This window comes from Pseudomonas sp. FW305-7, from assembly GCF_058786735.1.
The window spans coordinates 283,501-297,025 of sequence record NZ_JBYSZA010000001.1 but is presented as its reverse complement, the minus strand read 5'-3'; the positions used below and the strand labels follow the sequence as shown (position 1 = coordinate 297,025).

Below are 13,525 nucleotides of genomic sequence, written 5' to 3'. Positions count from 1 at the left end.
GTTGCCGAAGGCTGCGATCTTTTGATGTTGCTCTTCAAAAAACAAAGTCAAAAGTTCGTCCGATCGCGGCCCGAGCCTGCGGCAGCTCCTGCAACGGAGGCGGTTTTAGACGAAGACAATTTCATACGGCAAACGCATCCGCTCAAGGATCACCGGCGGCAGCATCGGCGCGATGCCGATGGCCGGTTCGCCTTTGAGCTGGCTGGCGTAGGCGTGGGTGGCGTGGCTTTTGCGCGCGACGGTCCAGGTATCGAGGCGCAGTTTGCGTGCGCGTTCCCAAGGGATCAGTTTTTGGTCGCGCTCCGGCCAGTGCCATGCCCAGACCGGCACGTCGTGGAAGGTCGCACCGGCCAGTTCAGCGGCTTCGGCGCTGGCGCGACCGACCGCTTCATGATCGTCATTGCGGTCGCCGCGCCAGGTGCTGAACACCACGTCGCCGGGGCGCAGGTAGCGGCCGATGAACTCGGTGAGCTGGCTGTGCTGATCGTTCAGGGCGTTGTCGGTGAAACCGCCGCGCACCCATTTCAGGCTGTGCATTGGCAGACCGAGACGGCGCAGGGCTTCGACACTTTCCTGCGGGCGAAACACGCTCAGGCGTTTTTCCGACCATTGCCGGGAGCCGGGGTGACTGGCGCTGCCGTCGGTGATGGACAGCAACTGCAATGGATGGCCGAGGCTTGAAAGTAATTGCAGCAGACCGCCGCAGGTCACGACTTCATCGCCGGGATGCGGGGCGATCACCACGGCGCGGGCGCCGGGCGGCACAAGGCTGCGGGTATTGATGACAGGAATGTTGTCCAGTTGCGGGGCGCTGTTCCAGATTTGCGCCGACGGACTGTTTTCGGTGAGCGATAACGGTTTCATGGGTGCGACGTCCTTGTGTGGTCTCGCCCTCAGTCGTGCCCGTGGCCATGAATATCTGGCGCGGCCGACCCGTGAAGGCTGGTTGATTGCGGTGCGACGCTCCGAACCCTGGATTGCCGCGCAGCAGAGTATTGCTCATGAAGTGACGTTCGTCGCGTCACAGATCAATCTGATCCGTATTTTTTTGCTCTATCTGTGCCAGTTTTCGCAAATAGTCACCAAATCCGCCTCGCGCACGGCTGTCGAAACGAGCGCTGGTGTGAACTTGCGGGCGATGACTCCAGGCGATGTTTGCGCCAACCAGTTCCAGCTCGCGCACCAGTTGCACATCTTCATCGCACGCCAGTGGCTTAAAGCCGCCGGCCCAGCGATAGGCATCAGCGCTGACGCCCAGGTTAGCGCCGTGGATATGCCGATGGCCATCGCAGGCGCGGTAGTGGCGGTGGTAGCGGATTTGCGCCGCGGCATCGAATGACTCGTGCCAGCGCTCGACCGTGACGGTGCCGCACACCGCGTCGGCGCCCAGTCCGAGCTGGGCCACCAGCCAGTCATCGGCGACGCGGCTGTCGGCGTCCGAGCAGGAAATCCAGCGGGCGCCGCGCTCCAACAGCACCTGAGCGCCGGCAGCGCGGGCCTGGCCGACATTGCGCGCGTCGATGTGCAGGCTCAGCACCGGGTAGTTATCGACAATCTGTGCCGAGCGGTCGGTGCAGCTGTCGAGCACCACCAGCACTTCAACCGGTTCGCCCGCGAGCAAACCGTGGCGGCTCGCACGCATGGCGGCGCTCAGGCACTCATCGAGCAGGTCCTCTTCGTTGTGCGCCGGAATCAGAATGCCAATCATCGCAAACCCTCCAGCGCGGCCACCGAACGGGGCTCACGGCTCCAGACTTCAAGGATGAAATCCGCCTCTTGATGCAGGACCAGACGCGGCAGCTTGAGTTGCTCGTGGATCAAGTCGTGAACCTGCCGTGCGTTCAGCGGGCAACCATCAATGGGCTGGCGCCAATGGCAGGCGAGCAGTTGCCCGTCGGCCGTCAGGGAATCACTGATCCGGCGGATCACGTCTGTCAGATCCTTGCCGTCGAGGTAGTAGCCGATTTCGCTAAATACAATCAGGTCGAATTTTTCTTCCGGCCAGTCACCTGGCAAGCGACTTTGTCGCACCTGAGCGTGGTCAAACAGGCTCAGTCGGGTGGTCGCCAGTTTGACCGCGGCGCTCGCCGTGTCACAGCACAGCAAGCGGTCGCAACGCGTGGCCAGTTCAGCACTCAACTCACCGTTGGCGCAGCCCGGTTCGAAAATCGAGCGGTAATGCGGGCGCGGCAATGCGGCGAGAGTGATTGCGCGTTTGCGTTGCTCGTACCAGCGCTCGCGAAAGGCCCACGGGTCGTCGTTGCCGGCGAACAGGCCATCGAAGTAGCGATCTTCGACGCTCATAGAAACACCACCTCGAATGGCTGCAGCAGGCGATCGAGCACATAGGGCGCCAGCACCGGGCCAAGCCCTGCTTCGGGATCGCCTTCCAGTTGACTGGCGAAGGCGTGAACTGCATGGCGTTTGCGCGCCACCTGCGCCGGCGACAACAGAATCTTGCGCGCCCGTTGCCACGGCACAGCGGCGTCTTCGGGCGTTGCCCAGTGCCAAGTCCACACGGGCAACTCGTGACAAGTCGCACCGACTCTTTGCGCCGCCTCGGCACTGGCGCGGCCGACAGCCTCGTGATCGCAATGGCCGTCCTCGCACCACGTGGTGAAGACCACATCATCGGGGCGCAGGTGGCGTTCGATAAACTCGCTCAGTGCCTGTTCTTGAGCGGCCACTTGCGTATCGCTGAAGCCGCCGCGCAACCATTTCAGGCGATGCATGGGCACACCTAGCCGGCGCAATGCTTCGGCGGACTCCTGCGGACGGATCACGCTGAGGCGCTCGACGGGCCAGCGTTCGGAACCGGGATGACTGGCGCTGCCGTCAGTCACGGAGATCAACTGTAACGGGCGGCCAGCGGCGGCGAGCAGTTGCAGCAAGCCGCCGCAGCCGAGCACTTCGTCATCGGGGTGCGGGGCGATGACCACCGCGCGCGCGCCCGGTGGCACCAGATCAAGAATGTCGATGCTTTGCAGTTGCGCCAGATGCCGCGAGCCCTGCCATTGCTGCAGGGACGTGCCTTGGCCGACGATTGGATTATCTTTTTTGACGGCGTTCATAGCGTCCATGCCTCTTTCGGTTGCGCGGCGACGATGTGGCCGAGGGCCGCGAGGTCGCGTTCGGCGTGGCTCTGGCGCAGGAAGACCGGCAGGTCGGCGAGCAGCCGGGCGAAATGCCGATCCTTGCAGTAAGGCCCGGCACCCAGTGCGCGGCCGACGTCGCGGAGGACTTGCTCGGCAGACTGTTCAACCACTGCGCGGGCGCGCCGGGCCAGCAGTTCGGCGTTGGCTTGGGGGTGCGCATCAATGTGCAAAGCGCTGAAGCGCAGGACATCGGCCGCCGCCTGCAACGCCGCATCGACCGCGCCGAGATGGGCAAGGGCGTGCGGCTCTTCATGTTGCGCGCAGTGTTGGCGCAGCGCCTCGGCAATCTGCCGCGCGGCGCCGTACCAGCAGGCGGCAATGCCGATCCCGCCCTGCCAGAAACCCGGGCGTTGCAGGTAGTCGCCGGGGTTGCCGATGGCTTGGCCCTCGGCGCCCTCGAACACTACTTCGACGCTGCCGGTGGCGCCCATGCCCACCGCTTGCCAGCCTTGATCGGTAATGCTCACGCCCGGTTGATCGAGCGCCACCGCCACCAGTTGCTGCTGATCATCGGCATCCCACGCGGTGAGCAGCGCATGGCTGAGCACCGCCGCGCCGGAACACCAGGCCTTGCGCCCGTGCAGCGCGACCATGTGCCCGGCGGGGCGCACTTGTACCCGCGCCTGCGGTGGTTCCGCGGCCCACATGCCCCAGGTGCTGCCCGGCGTTGGCGAACCACCCAGTTGCTCGATGATCGACAGCGCGTCGGTGTGACCTTCATAGAGTTTGCACAGCCCCAGATCATGTCCGCCGACATCGGCCAGATGCCGGAAGCGCTCCAGCGTGTGGCCACTGCCCGGCAGCGGTAAACGATCCAGCCCGGCCTCGACCATCGCCCGCAGGCAACCGCCGAGGGCTACGATGTTGGCGTAGTCCGGTGGCCGGCGCGCGAGATAGTTCTGCAATTCCATATCAATCTTCTTCTTCGCGTTGCAGTTCAAACAGCAGCAACGAACGGCCGGTGACTGAATATTCGTGACCGAAGTCGAAGCGTTCCTGACCGCGAATCGACGGCTGATTGGTGTCGATCATGCAGGTCCAGAAACTGCCTTCAGGCACTTCCGGCAAGGTGAAGTTGACGATGTCGTGATGGGCGTTGACCACCAGCAGCAGGGTCGCGTCGGCGCCCTTGCGGCGAATGCCGGTTTCCTGTGCACGGCCATCGAGGAGCATGCCCAGGCACCGGTTGTGCGCGTCATGCCAATGTTCGGTGGTCATCTCGGTGGCATCGGGGGCGAGCCAGGTCACGTCCTTGACGCCGATGTCTTCGTTGTATTCGCCGACCAGAAAGCGGCCGCGACGCAGGATCGGGTAAGCCAGGCGCAACTTGATCAGGCGTTTGACGAATTTCAGCAGGGCTTTGCCGTCCTCGCTCAGGTCCCAGTTGACCCAACCGATTTCACTGTCCTGACAGTACGCGTTGTTGTTGCCGTCCTGAGTTCGGGCGAACTCGTCGCCGGCAACGATCATCGGTGTGCCTTGTGACAGCAGCAGGGTGGCGAAGAAATTGCGCATCTGCCGATGGCGCAGCGCATTGATTTCGGGATCGTCGGTTGGCCCTTCGACACCGTGGTTCCACGACAGGTTGTTGTTGCTGCCGTCCTGATTGTTCTCGTCGTTGGCTTCGTTGTGCTTGTCGTTGTACGACACCAGATCGTTGAGGGTGAAGCCGTCGTGGGCGGTGATGAAGTTCACCGACGAATACGGCCGCCGTCCGCGCTGGTTGAACATCTCGCCCGACGCGGTCATGCGGCTGGCGAAGTCGGCGACCTGGCCGTCATCGCCTTTCCAGAAGGCGCGCACGGTGTCGCGGAATTTGTCGTTCCACTCGACCCAGCCCGGCGGGAAGTTGCCGACCTGATAGCCGCCGGGGCCGCAGTCCCAAGGTTCGGCAATCATTTTCACCTGACGCAGCACCGGGTCCTGACGGCAGGCGACGAGGAAGCTGTGGCGTTCGTCAAAACCGTCATGATAACGACCGAGAATGGTCGCCAGATCGAAGCGGAAGCCGTCGACATGCATCTCGCTGGCCCAGTAGCGCAGCGAGTCGGTGACCATTTGCAGCACGCACGGGTGGCTCAGGTCCAACGTGTTGCCGGTGCCGGAATCGTTGATGTAGAAGCGTTTGTCATCCGGCATCAGTCGGTAGTACGAGGCGTTGTCGATGCCGCGCATCGACAGGGTCGGGCCTTGTTCGTTGCCCTCGGCGGTGTGGTTGTAGACCACGTCGAGGATCACTTCCAGATTGGCCTCGTGCAGGTGCGCGACCATTTCCTTGAACTCGGCGATCTTGCCGCTGGCGAGATAGCGCGGGTCCGGGGCGAAGAACGCGATGCTGTTGTAACCCCAGTAGTTGGTCATGCCTTTGTGCAGCAAATGCTGATCGTTGACGAAGGCATGGATCGGCAGCAACTCGACTGTGGATACGCCAAGTTTGCGGATGTGTTCCAGCACGTCATCGACCATCAACCCGGCGAAGGTGCCGCGCACATTCTCCGGCACCGACGGGTGACGCATGCTGATGCCGCGCACGTGGGTCTCATAAATGATCGTTTTGTCCCAGGGAATGCTGACGCGGTGGTCGTTGCCCCAGGTGTGCGCCGGGTCGATGACCTTGCACTTGGGCACGAACGGCGCGCTGTCGCGTTCGTCGAAACTGAGGTCAGCGTCGGGATGGCCGATGGTGTAGCCGAACAGCGCTTCCGACCATTTCAGCTCGCCGACCAGTTGTTTGGCGTACGGGTCGATAAGCAATTTGTTGTGGTTGAAGCGGTGACCGTTGGCCGGGTCATACGGGCCGTAAACGCGATAGCCGTAGATCAGCCCGGGATGCGCGTCGGGCAAATAACCGTGGAAAATCTCGTCGGTGTATTCCGGCAGTTCGATGCGTTCGAGTTCGACCTCGCCTGCGTCGTCGAAGATGCACAGTTCGACCTTGGTGGCGTTGGCGGAGAACAGGGCAAAGTTCACCCCCAGGCCATCCCAGGTCGCACCGAGCGGGAAGGGCAGGCCTTCGCGGATTCTCGAGGGTTCGGCGTGCGTGACGGGCTCGGCTTTGTTTGGACGGGTCATGATTGCTCCTGCAAAAATCGGGGGTCGTTCGGTTAAACCTGAACCTGTGGCAGAGTGATTTTGTGGTGAGGGGATTTATCCCCGATCGGCTGCGTAGCAGTCGCAAAACCATTGGATGCGGTGTGGCAGATGCTCCGCATTTGTTGTTTTTGGGGTCGCTTCGCAACCCATCGGGGATAAATCCCCTCACCACAGAGGTCTTCACCCACATGGCGGTTAGTATTTTTTGAGGACGAGTTGGCCCTCTGTGGCGAGCAAGCCCGCCACACGGTTGTTCAGTTCAATAAAACGGGTAGCGTCAGTTCGCCGGGGGCTTGCGCGCAGCTCGCGGCTTTTTCTCGACGGCTTTCTCGCCCGGGGGAATCACTTTCGCAGCACTTGCTGGCTTGGCTTTGGCCGGGGCTTTGGGTTTGGCGGCGGGGGCTTTCACCTCGGCGGTTTTGCCGGCAGCCTTGCTGCCCGCAGCCTTCGGCGATTTTTTCGGCGCCAGGGCTTCGGCTTCGGCCAGCTTGCGCGCCATTTCCCAGTGGCGATCTTCCTGGCCTTCGGGTTTACCCTCCGACTCCCAGATCTGATAGGCGAATTCGCGGATGCGTTTATCGTCGGTGCTCATCGCAATGCTCCTGAACTGAACTCATGCTTTACGTTAAGTGTTGGATAAAGAGATTGACCGGGACATCCCCCAGCGCGTCGCTGATATTCAGCTCCCTGTTTTTTGTGACTGCGCCGCTCGAAAAAAGTCCCTTCAGGTTTGTGTCGGAGGCGGCGAACGGTAAAACCACCCGCGTATCGCCCCAGCGCAGCGCATCGACCTGAGGTACAGCACTGTTTTCCAGCAGGGTTGCGCAACGGACCGGCACGATCACGATGGCTTGCATTCCCTCATGTTCACGGGCAAACGCGAGCACGTTGTGCGCTTGGCTGCCCAGTACCTCAAGGGCCTGATACGAACCCCGCCGGAACAACTCGGCGTGCTCGACACGCAAGTTCAGCACCTGGGCAATCAAGGCTTGCTTGATGCGCCCGTCACGCCAGTTCGACAGCATTTCCTCGACCGGCACGGGTGCCTGCAAGGTTTGCTCGCGAGCGGCGTAATCCACCGGCCGGCGGTTGTCCGGATCGACCAGGCTGAAGTCCCAGAACTCGTTACCCTGATACAGATCCGGCACCCCCGGCACGGTCATGCGCAGCAAGGTTTGCGCCAAGCCATTCAGCGCACCCGCCGCCGCGATGCTGTTGACGGTTTTACTCAGCGCCGCACGCAGCAGTTCACCTTCATCACCGGTCAGGAGTTTTTCGGTGAACGATTGCGCGGCGTTTTCATAGGCCTCGTTCGGTGCGCTCCAACTGCTTTGCAACTTGGCTTCGCGCAACGCTTTCTGCTGCCATTGCCAGATCCGTTTGGCGTAGTCGGCAAATCCGGCCTGATCGTCGTCGCGCAGCTCCAGCGGCCAACTGCCGATCAGGGCCTGATACAAAATCAGCTCGTCGCCGGTAGACGGCATCTGCTCGTCACTGCGCACCGGCCGGGCGAGGGCACGCCACAATTCGATTTGCTCGGCATACCAATGGCTGCGCTCGCTGAGTACGGCCAGACGCGCACGGGTGTCTTCGCCGCGTTTGTGATCGTGGGTGGCGGTGGCCAACAGGTTGTCGGGGAACGCCTCAAGGCGTTGCTGATTGAGGGCGTGGAAGTCGCTGAGCGGTGCGCTGAATTGCTCAGTGTTGTAGCCGACGTCATTGCGCGACAGCAGCACCGCCGAACGATACAGCGCGGTGTCTTCCACGGCTTTGGCGGCCGCCGGCGACGTCAGTTGCTGGAAACGCACGCATGCATGTTTGAGGATTTTTCTTGAACGGCCTCGGGGCTTGTGTCGCCACGGCGTGCCACCGAGCCAGGCTGCCAGACAATCGAGCACCGGCCAGTCGCCTTCGCCCAGCGTCTGCCGCGCACCGTCCATGGCCTGCTGAAAGAATTCTTCATCCTGGGCCGAGCGACCCATCGCGCTGATGTAAGTGCGGTACACCGGGAAATGCACGATCAGCGCCTGCAACGCCCGACGGATCGCGCCGAGGGTCAGGTCACGGGTCATCAGGTCATCGCGGGCGACCTGCAGCAAGGCTTGAGCAACGCTTTCGAAATCGCTGGCCAGCGAGCCATTGAGAATCTGCTGACGCGCCAGTTGCGCCTCTTCGATAAACGCCGCAGGGCGCTCGGTGCGGCGTTGCCACAAGTCACCGAGGACGTGTTCGCCGTCCGGATCGTGTTGCAGCAACGACAGCTGATTCATGAATTCGTAACCGGTGGTGCCGTCTACCGCCCAGTCGCGGCGCGGCGTTTCGCCGGCGCCGAGGATCTTCTCGATGTAGATCGGCAGATGCCGCCCCGGTGCGAGCAGATCGACACGGCGACGCAATTTGCGGCAGTAGCCACGTGGATCGGCGAGGCCGTCGATGTGGTCGATGCGCAAACCATCGACCAGGCCTTCGGCGATCAACTGGAAGATCTTGCCGTGGGTCGCTTCAAACACCGACGGGCGTTCGACGCGCAGACCGCCGAGTTCATTGATATCGAAGAAGCGCCGCCAGTTGATGTCGTCGGCGGCAGTGCGCCAACTGGCGAGGCGATAACTCTGCCGTTCCAGCAACTGATGCAGCTTGTGGAAGCCTTCATCGGTAGTGGAATCGTAGGCCGCGAGGTTGCACTGGATGGTGTCGAGTATCGCCGGATCGCGCGCCAATTGCCGCAGTTCTTCCTTTAAAGGAACGGCCAGTGAATGCGCGTCGGTCTGGTCGCTGAGCGCGCTGAAGCGCTCAGCCAGTGACCTCAGCGCAACGTCACCGTTAAGAAAATCAGCGTAATCGTTCGGGCAGATCGGGAAGTGGTGGTCGTAATGCTCGACATAAAAGCTGCCGCGCTGCGCATCAAACTGCAGTTTCAGCGTGCCTTCCTGCAATGCCACGCCGTAGTCACTGCCGAGAAACGGCAGCAGTAACTGGCCTTCCATCAACGGGTCCGGCGAGTGCCACTGAATGTCGAAAAACTCGCCGTAGGGGCTCAAGCGTCCCCATTCGAGGAGATCAAGCCACCACGGATTGTCATTGCCGCCGACCGCCATGTGGTTGGAGACGATGTCTAGAATCAGGCCCATGTCGTGGTCGCGCAGGGTGTTGACCAGCCGCCGCAGCGCCGGTTCGCCGCCCAGTTCCGGGTTGACTTGCGTTGGGTCGACCACGTCGTAGCCGTGCATCGAGCCGGCGCGTGCGGCGAGCAACGGCGAGGCATAAATGTGGCTGATGCCGAGCCGGGCGAAATACGGCACCAGCGGCACCGCGTGTTCGAGAGTGAAGCCTTTATGAAATTGCAGGCGCAGGGTGGCGCGCAATGGTTGGATAAGCGATTGATTCATTGGTCACGCTCGGCAGCCTGCAGGCGCGCGCACGCCAGAAGTTCCAGACGTCGCGCGGCATCCGCGCCGTCGAGCAACGCCTCACTGGTGCCCGGCAAACGCCGCGACCAGTTCGGGTGCGTGTCGATGGTCCCCGGCAGATTGGCCTGCTCGTCAATGCCCAGCGCATCTTCAAGCGGCAGCAGCACCAGCGGCGCTCGGGTATGGCCAAGGAAACGCACGCTGGCGTCGACCACTTGATCGGCCTCGTGGGATTCTTCGCGGAAGTTCTGCGGGTCCTGACTCAGCGCACCGCGCAGACCTTCGCGCTCACGCTGGCGGTGGCGTCGCCATTCGATTTCACCGTTGGCATCGACAAAACCCAGGCGTGCATTCCAGTCGATGTCGCGGCCATGCCACCAGCCGTTGAGCGTCGGCAGATCGTGGGTGCTGGTAGTGGCTAGCGCATTGTCGGGCCAGTCGAGAATTGGTTTGAAATGGGTGTTGTCCTGCTCGAACAACAGTACGCGCATGCCGAGCATTGAACGGGCGATGAGCTTTTCCTGGAGACCGTCGGGCACGGTGCCGAGGTCTTCACCGAGCACGATGGCTTGATGACGATGGGATTCGAGGGTCAACAAACGCAGCAGATCATCCACCGGGTAATACAGATACGCACCGTCGGCGGGCGCCGCGCCGTTGGGAATCACCCACAACCGTTGCAGGCCCATCACATGGTCGATGCGCAGGCCACCGGCGTGGGCGAAGTTGGCGCGGAGCATTTCGATGAATGCGCGAAAGCCATTGCGGATCAGGCCTTCCGGGGAAAACGCGGAAATACCCCAGCCCTGACCCGAGCGATTGAGGATGTCCGGCGGTGCGCCAACGGTCAGCGAGGCGAGCAGTTCGTCCTGAAAGCTCCAGGCCTGACTGCCGGCGCCATCGGCACCGACCGCGAGGTCGGCGATCAGGCCGATGCCCATGCCGGCGCTGCGTGCGGTGGTTTGCGCGCGTTCCAGACAACGGTGGATCAGCCACTGGCAAAAGGCGAAGTAACCGATGCGCTCGGCGTACTCCTCGGCAAACGCTCCAAGGGCGGCGCCGCGTGGGTCATGCCAATGCTCGGGCCATTCGCGCCAGTCGAGGCTTTCGCCGCGGGCGGCGCGCATCTCTTGAATGGCCTCGAAGCGGCAATGGTTCTCCAGTGCTTCACCACCGGCGTGACGGAAACTGGCGAAGTCGGGGTGGAGCGGGTGATCGCCGGCGACAAAACCCTCGTACAAGGCTTGCAGAAGTTTCTGCTTGGCTTCGGCGGCGGCTGGCCAGTCGATGAGTTTCAGGCTTTCCAGTTGGGCAAATTGCTCCGCCAGACCGCTGGCCTCGATGGCATCGCGCAAGGCGCGCTCGCCAAGAATCGCGCCCGGCGCGGCATACAGCGGGTTGAGGAACAGACGGCTGGACGGCGAATACGGGCTGTAACGTCCGGTGTCGGCGCTGAACATCGCATGCAACGGGCTGATCGCGAGGGCGTCGGCGCCGCGCTCACCGGCCACGCGAGCCAGTTCTTCCAAGGCCTGGGTGTCGCCAAAACCGCCATCGCCGGGGCGACGCAGACCATACAACTGCACGCTCAGGCCCCAGGCGCGGGGGATCGGATTGTCAACCGCGTCGCCGACGCTGAAGCAGCGCTCCGGTGCTACGGCGAGCGTGAAGTATTGATCGTCAATGTGAACCTGCTGATAGCCGACCGGGATCAGGCCGGGCAGTATCGCCTCGGCGTCGAGTTTCAGGTTCATTCGCGAACCGTCCTCAAGGTGGATCTCACAAGGCGTCTCAGGTTTGAAATAGCGCGCCAGATCGACGCCGATACCGACGTCACTGGTCAGCAGCGGCGGCAAATGGCGATCTTGTTGGACTTGTTGCAGTTCAAGCAGGCTGGCGTCGATTTCCTGGGCAGTGCTGGCGGGGTGGCCCAAGCCGATCAGGACATTGCGCAATACCGCCGGGGCGACTTTTTGCGGGCGGCCGTTGGCGTCGATCCAGTCGACCGCGAGGCCGGCCCGGCTGGCCAGAATTTCCAGTTGCGCATCGCTCATAGGCGCTCTCCATTCAGAGGTTGCAGAGGGGTTGCGGCCGTGAGGCTGACGAGCGCGCAATACGGGGGCAACAGGCCCTCATCCGACATTTCGATCGCAGGTGGCTTTTGAAACAGCCATACCGCGCCGGTCCGTGGAGGGTTGACCACTGCCGTATCGCTGAGGTTCAGGTCGATTCGCAGCTCACTACCATCGCCCAGTCGCCAGCGTGCGCTGACGGCGGCGTGGCCGAGCATGTGCGCGCCCAGCGCCTGCGTGCCGGAAAGATTGGGGATGATGTAGCGATGGCGCAATTGCAGCAGTTCCCGGTACAGCGCAAGGGTTTCCTGTTGCTGCGGCGTGCCGTTGCCGAGCAGTTCGGGGCGCGACGTCTGGAAGGTTCGTTCGTCGTTGGGATCGGGGATTTGCTCGCGTTTGTGTGGATCGGTGAAGGCGCTGAACCCGGCGAATTCATTGCGCCGGCCTTCGCGCACCAACTCGGCCAGTTCGCCGTGATGGCTGGTAAAAAACAGGAACGGCTGTTCGGCGGCAAACTCGTCGCCCATGAACATCAGCGGAATCATCGGCGACAGTAGCAACAACACCGTCGCCGCTTGCAAGGCGCGCGGATCGGCCAGTTGATGCAGACGTTCACCGAAAGCGCGGTTGCCGATCTGGTCGTGGTTCTGCAGAAACAGGACGAACGCGGTCGACGGCAGATGTTCGCTTGGCTCGCCCCGTGGTTCACCGTGACGGGTGATATGGCCTTGAAACACGAAGCCCTGGCTCAGGCAGCGGACCAGCTGTTCGGTGGGTTGCAGCGCATAGTCGGCGTAATAGGCGTCGGTTTCCCCGGTCAGTAATACGTGCAGGGCGTTATGGCCGTCGTCGTTCCACTGCGCGTCGTAGTCTTCTTCCAGCAAGCTCGACTGGTTGAGCTCATTCTCGACGGTCAGCCAGACATGGCGGCCGGGATCATCCTGTTGGCGAATGCGCTGCGCCAGTTTTCGTAGAAAACGCGGGTCCTCAATGGCGTGTACGGCGTCCAGACGCAAGCCGTCGAAGCGATACTCCAGCAACCACATCAATGCGTTTTCGATGAAAAACTCGCGAACTTCACGACGCCGAAAATCGATCCCGGCGCCCCATGGCGTGTGCTTGTCCTCGCGGAAGAAGCCTTTGGCGTAGCGGCTCAGGTAGTTGCCGTCGGGGCCGAAGTGGTTGTAGACCACGTCAAGAATCACCGCCAGACCGTGGCCGTGGGCGGTGTCGATCAAGTGTTTGAGCTGTTCCGGCGTGCCGTAGGACGCTTGCGGTGCGTAGTGCAGGACGCCGTCGTAGCCCCAGTTGCGGTCACCGGGGAATTGTGCGATCGGCATCAGTTCGATGGCGGTAATACCCAACTCTGCGAGCCGCGCCAGATGCTGTTCAACTGCCGCAAAGCCGCCCAGCGCGCCGACATGCAACTCATAGATGACCGCTTCGTTCCAAGGCCGCCCGTGCCAGGCACTGTGTTGCCATTGATAAGCGTCAGGGTCGACCACCACGCTGTAGCGGTCGATGTCGCCATCCTGGGCGCGGGAGGCGGGGTCAGGCACCTCCATTTCACCATCGATGTTGTAGCGGTAACGCGTGCCCGCCGGACAGCGGGCCTTGATCATGAACCAGCCGTCTGCCTGGGGCAGCATCGGCAGCGACTGGCCATCTTGCAGTTCGACGCTTACGGAAAACGCGTCAGGTGCCCACAGTGCAAATTGTGTGTGTTCGGCGTCCAGCTTGATCGCGCCGTGGGGCCAGTTCTCTTGGGTCCGTAACGGCATCGTGGAAAACTCCC

At 62.3% G+C, this 13,525-nt stretch carries 10 protein-coding genes; all 10 read right to left on the bottom strand.

What is annotated here, in order from left to right:
- Positions 1–105 precede the first annotated feature (105 nt).
- Positions 106–864 (bottom strand): PIG-L deacetylase family protein, encoded by a 759-nt coding sequence (locus tag AC3WMT_RS01325; RefSeq protein WP_103302139.1) that lies wholly within the window; start codon positions 862–864, stop codon positions 106–108.
- Positions 865–1,021: 157 nt separating this feature from the next.
- Positions 1,022–1,708: a glycosyltransferase family 2 protein gene (locus AC3WMT_RS01320; protein ID WP_103302138.1), complete on the bottom strand. Its 687-nt coding sequence runs from the start codon at positions 1,706–1,708 to the stop codon at positions 1,022–1,024.
- Positions 1,705–2,304: an SAM-dependent methyltransferase gene (locus AC3WMT_RS01315; RefSeq protein ID WP_103302137.1), complete on the bottom strand. Its 600-nt coding sequence runs from the start codon at positions 2,302–2,304 to the stop codon at positions 1,705–1,707. The genes AC3WMT_RS01320 and AC3WMT_RS01315 overlap by 4 nt, the downstream gene beginning before the upstream one ends.
- Positions 2,301–3,071: a PIG-L deacetylase family protein gene (locus AC3WMT_RS01310; protein ID WP_103302136.1), complete on the bottom strand. Its 771-nt coding sequence runs from the start codon at positions 3,069–3,071 to the stop codon at positions 2,301–2,303. The genes AC3WMT_RS01315 and AC3WMT_RS01310 overlap by 4 nt, the downstream gene beginning before the upstream one ends.
- On the bottom strand, positions 3,068–4,066 hold the full coding sequence (locus tag AC3WMT_RS01305) for an acyl-CoA dehydrogenase family protein (RefSeq protein ID WP_103302135.1): 999 nt from the start codon (positions 4,064–4,066) through the stop codon (positions 3,068–3,070). The genes AC3WMT_RS01310 and AC3WMT_RS01305 overlap by 4 nt, the downstream gene beginning before the upstream one ends.
- A 1-nt stretch (position 4,067) precedes the next feature.
- Complete coding sequence (gene glgX / locus AC3WMT_RS01300) at positions 4,068–6,227, bottom strand: glycogen debranching protein GlgX (protein WP_103302134.1); 2,160 nt, start codon at positions 6,225–6,227, stop codon at positions 4,068–4,070.
- 298 nt (positions 6,228–6,525) lie between these two features.
- On the bottom strand, positions 6,526–6,840 hold the full coding sequence (locus tag AC3WMT_RS01295; RefSeq protein ID WP_103302133.1) for a DUF2934 domain-containing protein: 315 nt from the start codon (positions 6,838–6,840) through the stop codon (positions 6,526–6,528).
- A 28-nt stretch (positions 6,841–6,868) separates the two neighbouring features.
- Complete coding sequence (locus tag AC3WMT_RS01290) at positions 6,869–9,637, bottom strand: malto-oligosyltrehalose synthase (protein ID WP_103302132.1); 2,769 nt, start codon at positions 9,635–9,637, stop codon at positions 6,869–6,871.
- Positions 9,634–11,712, bottom strand: a complete 2,079-nt coding sequence (gene malQ, locus AC3WMT_RS01285) for a 4-alpha-glucanotransferase (protein ID WP_103302131.1) — start codon at positions 11,710–11,712, stop codon at positions 9,634–9,636. Before malQ ends, AC3WMT_RS01290 begins: the two co-directional genes overlap by 4 nt.
- Entirely contained in the window at positions 11,709–13,511 is a 1,803-nt protein-coding gene (treZ, locus tag AC3WMT_RS01280; RefSeq protein ID WP_103302130.1) for a malto-oligosyltrehalose trehalohydrolase, read from the bottom strand. The genes malQ and treZ overlap by 4 nt, the downstream gene beginning before the upstream one ends.
- Positions 13,512–13,525: the final 14 nt, after the last annotated feature.